This is a genomic window from Aeromicrobium sp. 636 (assembly GCF_024433585.1).
Lineage (GTDB): Bacteria > Actinomycetota > Actinomycetes > Propionibacteriales > Nocardioidaceae > Aeromicrobium > Aeromicrobium senzhongii.
On sequence record NZ_WNJU01000004.1, the window covers coordinates 171,187 to 186,865 of the forward strand.

The 15,679-nt window shown below is 69.3% G+C and carries 14 protein-coding genes; all 14 read left to right on the top strand.

What is annotated here, in order from left to right:
• The first annotated feature begins 94 nt into the window (after positions 1 to 94).
• The 14 genes from GL325_RS13640 (at position 95) to nuoN (ending at position 15,674) form a co-directional block, all read left to right on the top strand.
• On the top strand, positions 95 to 454 hold the full coding sequence (locus GL325_RS13640) for an NADH-quinone oxidoreductase subunit A (protein WP_187411711.1): 360 nt from the start codon (positions 95 to 97) through the stop codon (positions 452 to 454).
• Positions 454 to 1,008, top strand: a complete 555-nt coding sequence (locus tag GL325_RS13645; protein WP_154595883.1) for an NADH-quinone oxidoreductase subunit B family protein — start codon at positions 454 to 456, stop codon at positions 1,006 to 1,008. The genes GL325_RS13640 and GL325_RS13645 overlap by 1 nt, the downstream gene beginning before the upstream one ends.
• Positions 1,005 to 1,751, top strand: a complete 747-nt coding sequence (locus tag GL325_RS13650; RefSeq protein ID WP_154595882.1) for an NADH-quinone oxidoreductase subunit C — start codon at positions 1,005 to 1,007, stop codon at positions 1,749 to 1,751. The genes GL325_RS13645 and GL325_RS13650 overlap by 4 nt, the downstream gene beginning before the upstream one ends.
• Entirely contained in the window at positions 1,751 to 3,082 is a 1,332-nt protein-coding gene (locus GL325_RS13655) for an NADH-quinone oxidoreductase subunit D (protein WP_187769894.1), read from the top strand. Before GL325_RS13650 ends, GL325_RS13655 begins: the two co-directional genes overlap by 1 nt.
• An 82-nt stretch (positions 3,083 to 3,164) precedes the next feature.
• Positions 3,165 to 3,977 carry an NADH-quinone oxidoreductase subunit NuoE gene (gene nuoE / locus GL325_RS13660; RefSeq protein WP_187411712.1) on the top strand — a complete coding sequence of 271 codons (813 nt, stop codon included), beginning with the start codon at positions 3,165 to 3,167 and terminating at the stop codon, positions 3,975 to 3,977.
• On the top strand, positions 3,970 to 5,280 hold the full coding sequence (nuoF, locus tag GL325_RS13665; RefSeq protein ID WP_154595880.1) for an NADH-quinone oxidoreductase subunit NuoF: 1,311 nt from the start codon (positions 3,970 to 3,972) through the stop codon (positions 5,278 to 5,280). The genes nuoE and nuoF overlap by 8 nt, the downstream gene beginning before the upstream one ends.
• Complete coding sequence (locus GL325_RS13670; RefSeq protein WP_187769895.1) at positions 5,277 to 7,667, top strand: NADH-quinone oxidoreductase subunit G; 2,391 nt, start codon at positions 5,277 to 5,279, stop codon at positions 7,665 to 7,667. The genes nuoF and GL325_RS13670 overlap by 4 nt, the downstream gene beginning before the upstream one ends.
• Positions 7,664 to 8,932, top strand: a complete 1,269-nt coding sequence (gene nuoH / locus GL325_RS13675) for an NADH-quinone oxidoreductase subunit NuoH (RefSeq protein WP_187769896.1) — start codon at positions 7,664 to 7,666, stop codon at positions 8,930 to 8,932. The genes GL325_RS13670 and nuoH overlap by 4 nt, the downstream gene beginning before the upstream one ends.
• A gap of 1 nt (position 8,933) precedes the next feature.
• Positions 8,934 to 9,488: an NADH-quinone oxidoreductase subunit NuoI gene (nuoI, locus tag GL325_RS13680; RefSeq protein WP_187769897.1), complete on the top strand. Its 555-nt coding sequence runs from the start codon at positions 8,934 to 8,936 to the stop codon at positions 9,486 to 9,488.
• Positions 9,485 to 10,318: an NADH-quinone oxidoreductase subunit J gene (locus tag GL325_RS13685; protein WP_187769898.1), complete on the top strand. Its 834-nt coding sequence runs from the start codon at positions 9,485 to 9,487 to the stop codon at positions 10,316 to 10,318. The genes nuoI and GL325_RS13685 overlap by 4 nt, the downstream gene beginning before the upstream one ends.
• Positions 10,315 to 10,608 (top strand): NADH-quinone oxidoreductase subunit NuoK, encoded by a 294-nt coding sequence (gene nuoK / locus GL325_RS13690; protein ID WP_187769899.1) that lies wholly within the window; start codon positions 10,315 to 10,317, stop codon positions 10,606 to 10,608. The genes GL325_RS13685 and nuoK overlap by 4 nt, the downstream gene beginning before the upstream one ends.
• 10 nt (positions 10,609 to 10,618) lie before the next feature.
• Positions 10,619 to 12,499, top strand: coding sequence for an NADH-quinone oxidoreductase subunit L (nuoL, locus tag GL325_RS13695; protein ID WP_154595876.1), 1,881 nt, complete (start codon positions 10,619 to 10,621; stop codon positions 12,497 to 12,499).
• Entirely contained in the window at positions 12,496 to 14,034 is a 1,539-nt protein-coding gene (locus GL325_RS13700) for an NADH-quinone oxidoreductase subunit M (protein ID WP_154595875.1), read from the top strand. The genes nuoL and GL325_RS13700 overlap by 4 nt, the downstream gene beginning before the upstream one ends.
• A complete protein-coding gene (nuoN, locus tag GL325_RS13705) occupies positions 14,031 to 15,674 on the top strand; it encodes an NADH-quinone oxidoreductase subunit NuoN (RefSeq protein ID WP_154595874.1) in 1,644 nt (547 codons plus the stop codon). The genes GL325_RS13700 and nuoN overlap by 4 nt, the downstream gene beginning before the upstream one ends.
• Positions 15,675 to 15,679 lie beyond the last annotated feature (5 nt).

Sequence of the window (15,679 nt, forward strand, 5' to 3'; positions counted from 1 at the left end):
AACTCACACGTCCGTGGGACGCGGTTACTAGAGTGGTGAACCCAGAGCCTGTGAAGATCTTCACAAGGTTCGTCGGCGGGTGACTGGAGGTGCCGTGAACGCATACATCCCGATCTTGGTGCTGGGCGGTCTCGCCCTGGCGTTCGCGCTGTTCAGCGTCGGTGTCGCACCGTTCACCGGGCCGTCCCGGTACAACCGCGCCAAGCTCGACCGTTACGAGTCGGGCATCGAGCCCAGCCCCCTGCCCGAGGGCGGCGGCAAGGTCTCGATCAAGTACTTCTTCACGGCGATGATGTTCATCGTCTTCGACATCGAGGTCGTGTTCCTGCTGCCGTTCGCCGTCGCGTTCGACGAGCTCAGCTGGTTCGCGTTCTTCGCCGTCATGCTCTTCCTGCTCAACATCACGATCGCGTACGTCTATGAGTGGCGTCGCGGCGGAATGGACTGGACCTGATGGGCCTCGAGGAAAAACTCCCCAGTGGCGTCCTGCTCTCCACCGTCGAGGGTTTGGCCGGCTACTTTCGCAAGGCGTCCTTCTGGCCGGCCACCTTCGGCCTGGCCTGCTGTGCCATCGAGATGATGACGTTCGGCGCCCCCCGCTACGACTCCGGTCGGTTCGGCATGGAGGTCTTCCGGCCCTCCCCGCGCCAGGCCGACCTGATGATCGTCGCCGGCCGGGTGAGCCAGAAGATGGCCCCCGTCCTGCGCCAGATCTACGACCAGATGCCCGGCCCGAAGTGGGTCCTGGCGATGGGTGTGTGCGCCAGCTCCGGCGGCATGTTCAACAACTACGCGATCGTCCAGGGTGTCGATCACGTCGTCCCGGTCGACATGTACCTGCCCGGCTGCCCGCCCCGCCCCGAGATGCTGATCGACGCGATCTTCAAGCTGCGCGACTCGATCCAGCACACCCAGCTGGGCGCCGACCGCAACGCCGAGATCCGTGAGCAGGAGGCTGCCGCCCTGGCGGCGCTGCCCACCTCCTCGCAGATGGGACTCATGCGATGAGCGACGAGAAGCAGAAGAACCAGGCGCCGAAGCGTGACGAGACCCAGGACGCCTCGTTCGAGACGCGGGCGGAGCTGAAGAAGTCCGACGCCGTCGAGCTCGAGGTCGTCGAGGTCCGCCAGGGTGCCTTCGGTGTCCACGGCACCGGCGACACCACCGGCTTCGGCGGACTGCAGCGCCCGGTGGTCATGCCCGGCGCGTCGATCCCGCCGTACGGCGGCTGGTTCGACGAGGTCGCCGAGCGGCTCGCCGGTGGCGAGGGCCTGGCCGACGCGATCGAGAAGGTCGTCGTCCACCGGGGCGAGATCACGTTCTTCATCCGTCGCGAGCTGCTGGCGCAGGCCGCGCGGCACCTGCGCGACGACGCGGCACTGCGCTTCGAGCTGCTCAGCGGCGTCAGCGGCGTGCACTTCCCCGGCGACACGGGCCGCGAGCTGCACGCCGTCTACCACCTGCTCTCGATGACCCACAACCGCCGCATCCGCCTCGAGGTCACGTGCCCCGAGGGCGATGCCCGCATCCCCAGCATCGTGGGGACCTACCCGACCGCCGACTGGCACGAGCGCGAGACGTGGGACATGTTCGGGATCGTCTTCGACGACCACCCGCACCTGACCCGGATCCTCATGCCCGACGACTGGCCGGGCCACCCGCAGCGGAAGGACTACCCGCTCGGCGGCATCGACGTCGAGTTCAAGGGTGGCTTCATCCCCGCGCCCGACAGCCGAAGGAGTTACTCCTGATGGTGACCACCGACCCGTACGCCGACACCTCCGAGTCCTCCTCCGGCCAGGTCTTCAACGTCACCGGCGGCGACTGGGACACGATCAACGCCGACAGCCTCGAGGGTGACCGGCTCGTCATCAACATGGGCCCGCAGCACCCTTCGACCCACGGCGTGCTGCGCCTGATCCTCGAGATCGACGGCGAGCAGGTCCACGACGCCCGCGCCGGCATCGGCTACCTGCACACCGGCATCGAGAAGAACATGGAGTTCCGCACCTGGACCCAGGGCGTGACCTTCTGCACCCGCATGGACTACGTCGCCCCGTTCTCGAACGAGGCGGTCTGGGTCGGTGCGGTCGAGCGCCTGCTGGACATCGAGGACCAGATCCCCGAGCGCGCCCAGATCATCCGCGTGCTGATGCTCGAGCTGAACCGCATCTCCAGTCACCTCATCGCGATCGCGACCGGCGGCATGGAGATCGGCGCGCTGACCGTCATGACCTGCGGGTTCCGCGACCGTGAGGAGATCCTCAAGTCGTTCGAGCTCATCACGGGCCTGCGCATGAACCACGCCTACTTCCGTCCCGGCGGCGTCGCCCAGGACCTGCCCGACGGTGCGGTCACCCAGCTGCGCGACCTGGTCGCGCTGCTGAAGAAGCGCCTGCCCGAGTACGCGGCGCTGTGCAACGCCAACCCGATCTTCAAGGGCCGCCTGAAGAACGTCGGCCACCTCGACCTCGCCGGAGTGCTGGCGCTGGGCATCACCGGCCCGATCCTGCGCTCGACCGGCCTGGACTGGGACCTGCGCGTCAAGCAGCCCTACTGGGGCTACGAGACGTACGACTTCGACGTCATCACCCGCGACGAGCCCGACGCCTACGGCCGCTTCATGATCCGCCAGCTGGAGATGTGGGAGTCGCTCAAGATCGTCGAGCAGTGCATCGACCGGCTCGAGTCCACCCAGGGCCAGCCCGTCATGGTCGCCGATCGCAAGATCGCGTGGCCTGCGCAGCTCTCGGTGGGCGCGGACGGCCAGGGCAACTCGCCCGAGCACATCGCGCACATCATGGGCGAGTCCATGGAGGCGCTGATCCACCACTTCAAGCTGGTCACCGAGGGCTTCCGGGTCCCGGCCGGCCAGGCCTACTTCGCGGTGGAGTCGCCCAAGGGCGAGATCGCGTGTCACGCGGTGTCCGACGGCGGCACCCGCCCGTTCCGGGCGCACTTCCGCGACCCCTCGTTCGTGAACCTGCAGGGCGTCTCGGCGATGAGCGAGGGCGGCATGCTCTCGGACGTCATCGTCGCGGTGGCGTCCATCGACCCCGTGATGGGAGGGGTGGATCGCTGATGTCGTTGATCAACGTGACCGCCCTTCGTGGTCGGGGCTCAAGAACACTGGTCGAGGCCAGTGGTGACGGGAGTGGTTGTTCGTGACGGACCAGATTTCCGAGGGGCTGTCGGACCAGACGATCGCCGATCTGCACGAGCTGGCCGGGCGATACCCGCAGGCCCGCAGTGCGCTGCTGCCGATGCTGCACCTGGTGCAGGCCGATCAGGGCCGCGTCACGTCCGAGGGGATCGCCGTCTGCGGCGAGATCCTGGGCCTGACCGAGGCCGAGGTCAGCGCCGTGGCGACCTTCTACACGATGTACAAGCGCCGCCCGATGGGCAAGCACCACGTCGGCGTCTGCACCAACACGCTGTGTGCCGTCATGGGCGGCGACGAGATCTTCGAGCGGCTCTGCGGCCACCTGGACGTCGGCAACGACGAGACCAGCGAGGACGGCCAGATCACGCTCGAGAAGGTCGAGTGCAACGCGGCCTGCGACTTCGCGCCGGTGATGATGGTCAACTGGGAGTTCTTCGACAACCAGACCCCCGAGTCGGCCGTCGAGGTCGTCGACCGGCTCCGTGCCGGTGAGACGGTCCAGTCCACCCGCGGCGCCACGATCACCTCGTGGCGCGAGGCCGAGCGCGTCATCGGCGGCTTCGAGGACGGCCTGGTCGACGAGGGACCGGCCGCCGGTCCGGCCTCGCTGGCCGGACTCGAGATCGCCGCCGAGCGTGGCTGGTCGGCTCCGCCGCTGGACGCCTCGGGCGCCGAGGCGACGCGCGAGTCCACGGCCCAGGCCGTGGACGAGGCCGACACCCGGCGTGCCGAGAGCGAGAACGTGGTCGAGCAGTCCGCGGCCGACGTCCGTGGCGGCGAGGACCCGGACGAGAGCGAGGCGACCCATGACTGACGTACTGACTCCGGTCCTGACCGCGAACTGGGCGGACGACCGCGCCTGGACGCTCGACGCCTACACGGCTCGCGGCGGCTACCGCGGCCTGGAGAAGGCGCTGACGATGGAGCCGGACGCCATCATCGAGCAGGTCAAGGACGCCGGCCTGCGCGGCCGTGGCGGCGCCGGCTTCCCCACGGGCATGAAGTGGGGCTTCATCCCGCAGGACAACCCGAACCCCAAGTACCTCGTGGTCAACGCCGACGAGTCCGAGCCGGGCACCTGCAAGGACATCCCGCTCATGATGGCCAACCCGCACGTGCTGGTCGAGGGCGTCATCATCGCCTCGCGCGCCATCCGGGCTCACACCGCGTTCATCTACGTGCGCGGCGAGGTCCTGCACGTCATCCGCCGCCTGCGCGCCGCCGTGCGCGAGGCCTACGCCGCCGGCCACCTGGGCCGCGACATCCACGGCACGGGCTACGACCTGGACCTGATCGTCCACGCCGGTGCCGGCGCGTACATCTGCGGCGAGGAGACGGCGCTGCTCGACTCGCTCGAGGGCCGTCGCGGCCAGCCGCGTCTGCGCCCGCCGTTCCCCGCGGTCGCGGGTCTGTACGCCTCCCCGACGGTCGTCAACAACGTCGAGTCGGTCGCCTCGGTGCCGGGCATCATCGCCGGCGGTGCCGACTGGTTCGCGTCGATGGGCACCGAGAAGTCCAAGGGCCACGGCATCTTCAGCCTCTCGGGACACGTCGCCCGTCCGGGCCAGTACGAGGCTCCGCTCGGCATCACGCTGCGCGAGCTGCTCGAGCTCGGCGGCGGCATGCGTCCCGGCTCGGAGCTGAAGTTCTGGACCCCCGGTGGCTCGTCCACCCCGATCCTCACCGCCGAGCACCTCGACGTGCCCCTGGACTTCGAGGGAGTCGGCGCCGCCGGCTCGATGCTGGGCACCCGCGCCCTGCAGATCTTCGACCAGACCACGTCGGTCGTGCGGTGCGTCCTGCGCTGGACCGAGTTCTACAAGCACGAGTCCTGCGGCAAGTGCACGCCGTGCCGCGAGGGCACGTGGTGGCTCGTCCAGACGCTGCGTCGCATCGACGACGGCCAGGGCCAGCCCGGCGACATCGAACTACTGCTGGATCTGTGCGACAACATCCTGGGCCGCGCCTTCTGCGCCCTCGGCGACGGCGCCACCAGCCCCATCACGTCGGCCATCGAGTACTTCCGCGAGGAGTTCGAGGCCGGCATGACCACGCCCAGCCGCGACCTGTTCCCGCCCGCGGCCTCCACCCTGTTCGCGAAGGAGGGCGTCCGATGACGCTCACCGAGTCCAACGGCGCCGACACGACGCCGGTCGAGCTCATCACGCTGACGATCGACGACGTCGAGGTCAGTGTCCCCAAGGGCACCCTCGTCATCCGCGCCGCCGAGCTGATCGGCACCGAGATCCCGCGCTTCTGCGACCATCCCCTGCTCGCGCCCGTCGGCGCCTGCCGCCAGTGCCTGGTCGAGATCCCCGACGCCGGCAACGGCCGGGGCATGCCCAAGCCGCAGGCCTCGTGCACGATCGAGGCCGCGCCCGGCATGGTCGTGCGCACCCAGGTCACCTCGCCGGTCGCCGAGAAGGCGCAGGAGGGGATCTTGGAGTTCCTGCTGGCCAACCACCCGCTCGACTGCCCGGTGTGCGACAAGGGCGGCGAGTGCCCCCTGCAGAACCAGGCGCTGTCGCACGGTGCGGCCGAGTCCCGCTTCATCGAGACGAAGCGGCTGTTCCCCAAGCCCCTCGCGCTGTCCAGCCAGGTCCTGCTCGACCGCGAGCGTTGCGTCCTGTGCCAGCGCTGCACGCGCTTCCAGTCCGAGATCGCCGGCGACCCGTTCATCGCCCTGCTCGAGCGCGGTGCGCAGCAGCAGATCGGCATCGCGCCGGACGTGCCGTTCGGCTCCTACTTCAGCGGCAACACGATCCAGATCTGCCCGGTCGGTGCGCTGACCAGCGCCGACTACCGGTTCCGCTCGCGCCCGTTCGACCTGATCAGCGTCCCCTCGGTCTCCGAGCACGACGCCTGCGGCTCGGCGATCCGCGTCGACCACCGCCGGGGCAAGGTCATGCGCCGTCTCGCCGGTGACGACCCCGAGGTCAACGAGGAGTGGATCACCGACAAGGACCGCTTCGCGTTCACCTGGTCGCGCCAGGCCGACCGGCTCACCACGCCGCTCGTGCGCAACCCGCAGACCGGCGAGCTCGAGCCCACCTCGTGGCCCGGTGCCCTCGCCGTCGCCGCCCGCGGTCTCGCGGCGGCGGCCGGCAAGGCCGTCCTGACCGGTGGCCGGCTCACGGTCGAGGACGCCTACGCGTACGCCAAGTTCGCGCGCGTCTCCCTCGGCACGAACAACATCGACTTCCGGGCCCGCGCCACCTCCAAGGAGGAGGCCGAGTTCCTCGCGGCCAAGGTCGCCGGCACGCCCGTCGGCGTCAGCTTCGCCGACCTCGAGCGCGCCGACACGGTGGTTCTCGTGGGCCTCGAGCCCGAGGACGAGGCCGGCACCCTGTTCCTGCGCCTGCGCAAGGCCAGTCGCAAGGGCGTCAAGGTCATCGCGATCGCCAGCCACACGACCCGGGGCCTGACCAAGATGAACGGCACCCTCGTGCCGGCCGTCCCCGGCGGCGAGGCGGCGGCCCTGGCGGCCCTCGACCTCCCGGCGGGCAGCGTGATCCTCGCCGGCGAGCGACTGGCCACCGTGCCCGGCGCCCTCTCGGCCGTCGCGGCCCGCGCCACCGAGACCGGTGCCCGCTGGGCCTGGGTCCCGCGTCGTGCCGGCGACCGCAGCGCGCTCGACGCGGGCTGCCTGCCGAACCTGCTGCCCGGCGGCCGCCCCGTGGCCTCGGCCGAGGCACGCGCCGACGTCGCGGCCGACTGGGGCGTCCCCAGCCTGCCCACCGAGCCCGGCCTGGACACCGAGGCGATCATCGCCGCGGCCGCCAGTGGCGAGCTCGGCGCCCTCGTGGTGGCCGGCGTCGACGTCGACGACCTGCCCGACCCGGCCCTGGCCCGCGACGCGCTGCGCTCGGTGGACTTCCTGGTCAGCCTCGAGGTTCGCGAGTCCGCGGTCACCGCGCTGGCCGACGTGGTCCTGCCGGTCGCGCCCCCGGTCGAGAAGGCCGGCACCTTCATCAACTGGGAGGGGCGCCTGCGGCACTTCGACCAGGTTCTCTTCGAGTCGCGCGCCCTGCCCGACGTGCGGGTCCTCGCCGGCATCGCCGAGGAGCTCGGCCGGCCCATCGGCCTGCGCACCCCGCAGGACGCCGCCGCCGAATGGCACGAGCTCGGCCCCTGGGACGGCAAGCGGGCGCCGTTCCGCGGCCGCAAGCCGGGTGCCCCCAAGCTGGTCTCCAAGACGCTCGTCCTCGACACCTGGAAGCTGATGATCGACGACGGTCGCCTGCAGGACGGGGCCGAGACCTACCGGCTCACCGCCCGCGTCCCGGTGCTGCGCGCCAACGCGGCGACCCTCGCGGTCCACGGAGTCGAGCCGGGCACGACGGCCACCCTGACCGGCCCGTCCGGATCGGCGCACCTCATCGCCGAGGTCGCGGACCTGCCCGACGGCGTCGTCTGGGCACCCACGAACTCCGGCGTCCACCTGGGCGCCGCCCTCGGCGTCGGACACGGCGGCCGGGTCAGCCTGGCGGGAGGCGCGGCATGACTCTGGACCAGCTCTTCGGCAACGACCCCGGGTGGGTCGTCGCCCTCAAGGCACTGTTGATCTTCGTCTTCCTGGTGCTCTACACGCTGTTCAACATCTGGTTCGAGCGACGCGTCGTCGCCCGGATGCAGCACCGCATCGGCCCGAACGTCAACGGCCCCTTCGGCCTGTTGCAGAGCCTCGCCGACGGCGTGAAGCTCGGCCTCAAGGAGGAGATCTTCCCCAAGGCCGCGGACAAGGTCGTCTACTACGTCGCGCCGATCATCGCGGTCGTGCCGTCGTTCCTGGCCTGGGCGGTCATCCCGTTCGGCCCGGTCGTGAACTTCTTCGGTCACGAGACCCCGCTGCAGCTGACCGACCTGCCCGTCGCCGTCCTGTACGTCCTGGCCGTCACCTCGATCGGCGTGTACGGCATCGTGCTGGCCGGCTGGTCCTCCGGCTCGATCTACGCCCTGCTCGGTGGCCTGCGCTCCAGTGCCCAGGTGATCAGCTACGAGGTCGCGATGGGCCTGTCCCTGGTCGCGGTCTTCATCTACGCCGGGTCGATGTCGACCTCCGAGATCGTCGCGGCGCAGGAGGACATCTGGTTCTTCATCCCGCTGCTGCCGTCGTTCATCATCTACGTCATCGCGATGGTCGGCGAGACCAACCGCGCCCCCTTCGACCTCCCCGAGGCCGAGGGCGAGCTGGTCGGTGGCTTCCACACCGAGTACTCGTCGTTCAAGTTCGCGATGTTCTTCCTGGCCGAGTACATCAACATGGTCACCGTCTCGGCGCTGGCCACGACGATGTTCCTCGGCGGCTGGCGCGCCCCGTTCGGCATCGCCCAGATCTGGGAGGGCGCGAACGAGGGCTACTGGCCCGTCCTGTGGTTCTTCGGCAAGACACTCGCGTTCATCTTCTTCTTCGTCTGGCTGCGCGGCACGCTGCCTCGCATGCGCTACGACCAGTTCATGCACTTCGGCTGGAAGTGGCTCATTCCGATCGCGCTCGGCTGGATCGTCGCCCTGGCGTTCATCCGCAAGCTGCAGGTCGAGGACATGCTCGACCAGAACGCGATGCTCATCGCCGCGGGTGTGGCGGGGCTCTTGCTGGTCGTCACGTTCTTCCTGCCGACCCGCGACGAGGACGACGAGTCCGAGGTGGTCGAGCCACAGGAGTTCGACGCCTTCGCCGGAGGCTTCCCGGTCCCGCCGCTGCCGCACCAGCGCGAGGCCATGGCCACCGCACCGACCACCTCGCAACCCACGGATGGGGGAGAGTGACATGAGTACGCTCAAGGAGACCCTCTGGGACCCGATCGCCGGCTTCGGCGTCACGTTCCGGACGATGTTCAAGAAGCCCGTGACGGAGAAGTATCCGTTCGAGAAGCTGCCCACGGCACCGCGCTTCCACGGTCGCCACCAGCTCAACCGCTGGCCCGACGGCCTCGAGAAGTGCGTCGGCTGCGAGCTGTGCGCCTGGGCCTGCCCGGCCGACGCGATCTACGTCGAGGGCGCCAGCAACACCGAGGACGAGCGGTTCAGCCCCGGTGAGCGCTACGGCCGCGTCTACCAGATCAACTACCTGCGCTGCATCCTGTGCGGGCTGTGCATCGAGGCCTGCCCGACGCGCGCGCTGACGATGACCAACGAGTACGAGCTGGCCGACGACAACCGCGCCGCGCTCATCTACGAGAAGAACGACCTGCTCGCGCCGCTGCTGCCCGGCATGGTCGAGCCGCCGCACGAGATGATGATCAGCGACGACCACCACGACTACTACCGGGGCAAGTCGCTGCCGATCGTCGAGACCACCAGCGGACCGGAGGAGTCCCGGTGACCGCGTTCTGGATCCTCGCCCCGGTCATGGTGCTGGCGGCGATGGGACTCATCCTCTCCCGCAAGGCCGTGCACGCGGCTCTGTGCCTGGCGATCGTCATGATCTGCCTGGCGATGCTCTACGCGGCGCAGGGCGCCCCGTTCCTGTTCGCGGTGCAGATCATCGTCTACACCGGCGCGATCATGATGCTGTTCCTGTTCGTGCTCATGCTGGTCGGCGTCGAGACCGCCGACTCCATCGTCGAGACGATCAAGGGACAGCGCGTCATGGCCGCCGTCGTGGGCATCGGCTTCGCGCTGCTGCTGTCGCTGGGCATCGCGCAGACGGTGTCCTCCGCGGTCGTCGGCCTGGGCGAGGCGAATGCGAACGGCAACCTGCACGGGTTGGCCTCGCTGCTGTTCACCGACTACGTGCTGGCCTTCGAGTTCACGGCCGCGCTGATGATCGTGGCGGTCCTCGGCGCGATGGTGCTGGCCCACCGCGAGCGCCTCGTCGCACCGCCGACGCAGGCCGACCTGCAGGCCCGCCGCATGCGCGACTACGCCGAGTCCGGCAAGCACCCCGGCAACGCGCCGACCCCCGGTGTCTTCGCTCGCCACAACGCGGTCGACACCCCGGCCCTGCTGCCCGACGGCACCCCGTTGCCCGAGTCGATCCCCGGCACGCTCGTCTCGCGTCACCAGTTCGAGCTGCACGACGCCGAGGACGTCAACCGGGTCGTCGGCGAGATCGCCGCGGTCGACGTCGACCCCGACGAGCGACCGGTCACCACCGAGAAGCCGGACGTCCCGAAATCGGCCGACACCGATGACGAGGGGGAGTCGAAGTGAACGAGTACCTGACCCTCTCGATGCTGCTGTTCTCGATCGGCGCGGCGGGCGTCCTGGTGCGCCGTAACGCGATCATCGTGTTCATGTGCATCGAGCTCATGCTGAACGCCACGAACCTCGCGTTCGTCACGTTCGCGCGCCAGCACGGCAACCTCGACGGGCAGGTGGCGGCGTTCTTCGTCATGGTCGTCGCCGCCGCCGAGGTCACCATCGGCCTGGCCATCATCGTGTCCATCTACCGCACGCGACGGACGACCTCGGTCGACGACGCGAACCTGCTCAAGGCCTAAGGAGCTCGCGTTGCTGGACCTTTCCTGGCTGCTCATCGCCATCCCACTGGCGGGAGCCGCGCTCCTGCTGACCTGGGGCAAGGAGTCCGACCGTTTCGGACACCTCATCGCGACGGCGTGCTCTGCCGCGTCGTTCGTGCTGGGCGTCGTGCTCTTCGCCCAGCTGGCCGCTCGCGACGAGGGTGACCGCTCGGTCACCACGACGCTCGGCACCTGGATCGACGCCGGCGCGTTCCACGTCGACTTCTCCTTCACGTTCGACACGCTCTCGAGCCTGTTCGTCCTGCTCATCACGGGCGTCGGCACGCTCATCCACGTGTACTCGATCGGGTACATGGAGCACGACGAGCGCCGTCGCCGCTTCTTCGCCTACCTGAACCTGTTCATCGCGGCGATGCTCACGCTCGTGCTCGCGGCGGACTACCTCGTGCTCTTCCTGGGTTGGGAGGGCGTCGGCCTGGCGTCCTACCTGCTGATCGGGTTCTGGCAGCACAAGCCCTCGGCCGCCGCCGCCGCCAAGAAGGCCTTCGTGATGAACCGCGTGGGCGACCTGGGCCTGGCGCTGGCGATCATGACGATGTTCGCCTGGTTCGGCACCACCTCGATCGCCGCGGTCAACGAGCAGGTCGGCTCGGTCTCGGGCAACGTCGCCACGGCACTCGGCCTGCTGTTGCTGCTGGGCGCGTGCGGCAAGTCCGCGCAGTTCCCGCTGCAGGCCTGGCTGCTCGACGCCATGGAGGGCCCCACGCCCGTCTCGGCACTGATCCACGCGGCCACGATGGTCACGGCCGGCGTCTACCTGGTCGTGCGGTCGCACGACATCTTCGACGCCTCGTCCACGGCCCGCAACGTCGTCATCGCCGTCGGCGTCATCACGCTGCTGATGGGCGCCTGGATCGGTTGCACGAAGGACGACATCAAGAAGGCCCTGGCCGGCTCGACGATGAGCCAGATCGGCTACATGATGCTGGCCGCGGGCCTCGGCCCGGCCGGCTACGCCTTCGCGATCTTCCACCTGCTGACGCACGGCTTCTTCAAGGCCAACATGTTCCTCGGCGCCGGCTCGGTCATGCACGGCATGAACGACGACGTGAACATGCGCCACTACGGCGGCCTGCGCAAGGTCATGCCGGTCACGTTCTACACGTTCGGCATCGGCTACCTCGCCATCCTGGGCTTCCCGGGCACCTCGGGCTTCTTCTCCAAGGACAAGATCATCGAGGCCGCGCTGGGCCACAACATCTGGGTCGGCCTGGCCGCGCTGCTGGGTGCCGGCGTCACGGCGTTCTACATGACGCGCCTCATGCTGATGACGTTCTTCGGCCAGCGCCGCTGGCGCGAGGAGGTGCACCCGCACGAGTCGCCCTCGGTCATGACCGTCCCGCTGATGGTGCTGGCGGCGCTCTCGCTGCTGGCCGGCATCATGGCGCTGGGTGGTTGGATCGAGGACTGGCTCGAGCCGGCCACCGGCCACACCGAGCACCACGACCTGCCGCTCCCGGTCATCGCGATCACGCTGATCGTGCTGCTGGTGGTCGCCGCCGGCGTCGCGCTGGCCTGGCTCACCTACGGCCGCGATCGCGAGATCGCCGGCGAGACCCCGGCGGACTCCGAGGTCTCGGTGTTCACCCGCGCGGGCCGCGCCGAGCTGTACGGCAACGCCGTCAACGACACCCTCGTCGTGCGGCCTGTCACCCACTTGACCCGCGCGCTGGTGTGGGTCGACGCCAAGGTGCTCGACGGAGTCGTGACCGGCTCCGCCGACGGCATCGGCGGTATGTCCCGTGAGCTGCGCAAGCCGCAGACCGGCTTTGTCCGTTCCTATGCACTGATGGTGCTCGGAGGTGCTCTCGTGGTCCTGCTGGGCCTGCTGGCGGTGACGCTCGCATGATGCTGTCCCTGCTCATCGCCGTTCCCTTGTTGGGCGCCCTCGTGGTCGCCCTGCTCCCGCGGACGTCCGACGGAGCCACCGCGCGCTACGTCGCCTTCGGTGTCTCGATCCTCACCCTGGTGATGTCGCTGACCCTGTTGTTCCGATTCGACATCGACAGCGGTGGCTACCAGCTGACCGAGGACCTCGAGTGGATCGGGGCGCTCGGCGTCCACTGGGCCCTCGGCGTCAACGGCATCGGCCTGACGATGATCTTCCTGACGACGGTGCTCACGCCGATCGTGCTGGTCGCGTCCTGGCGCGACAAGGAAGCCGACCCGGCGCGCACCAACACGTACTTCGCGTGGATGCTCGTCCTCGAGGCGCTGGCGATCGGCGTCTTCGCGGCCACCGACGTCTTCGTCTTCTACGTCCTGTTCGAGGCGACGCTCATCCCGCTGTACTTCCTCATCGGCGCGCACGGCTCGGGCCACCGCAGCTACGCCGCGGTGAAGTTCCTCATCTACAACCTCGCGGGCGGCCTCATCATGCTCGCCTCGGTCGTGGGCCTGTACGTCCTCTCGACGCAGCAGGGCGGCCCCAGCTTCCTGCACGCCGACCTGATGAACCTCGAGATGTCCCAGACCACCGAGCGGTTGCTCTTCCTGGGCTTCTTCATCGCCTTCGCGATCAAGGCTCCGCTGTGGCCGCTGCACACGTGGCTGCCCGACGCCGCCGCCTCGGCGACGCCCGGCACCTCGGTGCTGATGGTCAGCATCGTCGACAAGATCGGCACGTTCGGCATGATCCGCTGGTGCCTCGAGCTGTTCCCCGGCGCCTCGGAGTGGGCCAGCCCGGTCGTGCTCGTCCTCGCGGTCATCAGCATCCTCTACGGTGCGCTGCTGGCCGTCGGCCAGGACGACCTGCGCCGCCTCATCGCGCTGACCTCGGTCTCGCACTTCGGCTTCATCATCCTGGGCATCTTCGCCTTCACCTCGGTGTCGATGACCGGCTCGGTGCTCTACATGTTCAACCACGGGCTCTCGACCGCGGTGCTGTTCCTCGTGGCGGGCATGCTCATCGCCCGCCGCGGGTCGGCCCGGATCAGCGACTTCGGTGGCGTCCAGAAGGTCGCCCCGGTGCTGTCGGGCGTCCTGCTCATCGGCGGTCTGTCGAGTCTCTCGCTGCCGGGTCTGGCGCCGTTCGTGTCCGAGTTCCTCGTGCTCGCGGGCACCTTCACCCGGTCGATACCGCTCGCTGCCGTGGCCACGCTGGGCATGGTGCTGGCCGCCGTCTACATCCTGGTGATGTACCAGCGCACGATGACCGGTCCGCTGAACGAGGCCACGGCCGGATTCCACGATCTCTCACGGCGCGAGGTCGGGGCCATGGCGCCGGCGATCGTGCTCATCATCGGCCTGGGCTTCGTCCCGCAGCCCTTGCTGCAGGTCATCGATCCCGCGGTCGAGCCGGTGGTCACCACCGTTGGGGTCGGTGACCCGCCGCAGCGCGCGCCCATCGACCTCACCCAGCAGACGGAAGGAGCCCACGAATGATCGGCGCACTTTCGTCCGCCCTGCCCGGCGCCCTCGCGGCGGCCGGCCCCGACATCGCCGCGGCCGAGTTGGACTACCGCCAGCTCTCGCCGCTGATCGCGGTCTTCGCGGTCGCGATGATCGGCCTGATCGTCGAGATCACGGTCCCGCGCCGTGCCCGCTTCGTCACCCAGGCGGTCGTCGCCGTCGCCGGCACGCTCGTCGCGCTCGGCCTCAGCGTGTGGGTCTACCTGGGCCTCGACGAGGTCCCCGAGGCCCGCTGGCCGGCCCTGGGCGGCACCGGCGCCGAGGGTGCCGTGTCCGTCGACGGTCCCGGTGTCCTGACCTGGGCGATGCTCCTGGTCTTCGCCGCGCTGTCGTTCCTGCTCTTCTCCGAGCGCAGCCACGAGCGCGGTCTGAGTGACTTCGTCGGCCGCGCGGCCGACGCTCCCGGTTCGCCGGGCGAGGCGGAGGCCACGCAGGCCCGACTCGAGCACACCGAGGTCTTCCCGCTCGCGGTCTTCTCGCTCTCGGGCATGATGCTGTTCGCCGTCTCGAACGACCTCATCACGATGTTCGTGGCCCTCGAGGTGCTCTCGCTGCCGCTGTACGTGCTGTGTGGGGTGGCGCGCCGTCGTCGCCTGCTCAGCCAGGAGGCCGCGATGAAGTACTTCCTGCTGGGGTCCTTCGCGTCGGCGTTCTTCCTCTACGGCGCCGCGCTGGCGTACGGCTACGCCGGCAGCCTCAACCTCACCGAGATCGACACCGCCGTGTCGGCCCGGGGCGACGAGACGCCGATCCTGCTGGGCGCCATCGGCCTGCTGCTGGTGGGCCTGCTGTTCAAGGTCGGCGCGGTCCCGTTCCACAGCTGGACCCCCGACGTCTACCAGGGCGCGCCGACGCCGGTCACCGCCTTCATGGCCGCGGCCACGAAGGCCGCCGCGTTCATCGCGATGATGCGCGTGCTGTTCGTCGCGTTCGGCGGGGCCTCGTGGGACTGGCGTCCCGTGCTGTGGGTCATCGCCGTCATCACGATGCTGATCGGCTCGATCGTCGCGATCAGCCAGACCGACGTGAAGCGCATGCTGGCCTACTCCTCGATCGCGCACGCCGGTTTCATCACGGTCGGCCTGTCGGGTGCCTACCTGGGCGACCAGGAGGGGCTGGCGATCACCTCGATCTCGTCGGTGCTGTTCTACCTGCTGGTCTACGGCATCAGCACGATCGGCGCGTTCGCGATCGTCACGGTCATCCGTGACTCCGCGGGCGAGACGACGCACCTGTCCAAGTGGGCCGGACTGGGCAAGGAGTCGCCGTTCCTGGCCGGCTCGTTCGCCCTGTTCATGCTCTCGTTCGCGGGCATCCCGCTGACCGCCGGATTCATCGGCAAGTGGGCGGTCTTCAGCGCCGCCTGGGGCGGCGGAGCGTGGCTGCTGGTCGTGTTCGGCGTGCTGTGCAGCGCGATCGCCGCCTACTTCTACGTGCGGTTCATCGTCCTGATGTTCTTCACCGAGCCGGTCGGCGACGGCCCGACCGTGGCCGTCGCGGGTGTGCCGACTACCGTGGTCATTGCCTTGGCCGTGATCGCAACGGTCGTGCTGGGCGTGGTTCCGGGTCCCGTCCTGGACCTGGTCCAGAACGCCGGCGCCTTCGTGCGCTAGCAGGG